1 protein-coding gene is annotated in these 661 nt (G+C 43.6%); it reads right to left on the bottom strand.

Features of this window, described 5'->3' with window-relative positions; genetic code table 11:
• A partial coding sequence (locus tag A3738_RS28540; protein WP_156504570.1) for an SIS domain-containing protein occupies positions 1 to 661 on the bottom strand: 661 nt, incomplete at both ends.

The following is a 661-nucleotide window of genomic DNA, read 5'->3' as shown; positions in this document are numbered from 1 at the left end:
GCCACCGCGAGCACGTACCTCTTCCACGTTTGAATGAAGCTTTTCCATAAGATCGTTATCAGGTGACACCACAATCACCGGCATATCGGCATCAATAAGTGCTAATGGACCGTGTTTTAACTCTCCTGCAGCGTAGGCCTCTGCATGGATATACGAGATCTCTTTAAGCTTTAACGCACCTTCCATTGCAATCGGATATTGATCTCCACGACCCAAGAACAGACTATGATGTTTATCTGCGAAATCTTCAGCGAGCAGTTTAATCTGCGCATCCATCTCTAAAGCTTGGTCAATTTTACTCGGTAACGATTGTAGTGCCGATACGATCTCTTTTTCTTGGTCTGGGTTAAGCGCTTTATGTTTTCCAATCGCTGCGACTAACAGAAGTAAACCAGCTAATTGAACTGTAAATGCTTTTGTAGAAGCGACACCGATTTCAACACCGGCCTCCATCATGTAAGCAAGATCTGATTCACGTACTAGAGATGAACCAGGAACATTACAGATAGTGAGACTCGATTTATAACCGAGTTCTTTCGCTAAACGCAGGGCCGCTAGCGTATCTGCTGTTTCTCCAGACTGAGAGATAGTTACGATTAAAGCATTGTTATAAACAAACGATTTGCGGTAACGGAACTCAGAAGCGATTTCGACATTACAA

The sequence above is a fragment of the Oleiphilus sp. HI0066 genome (assembly GCF_001635725.1).
This window is presented reverse-complemented; position numbering and strand designations above follow the sequence as displayed.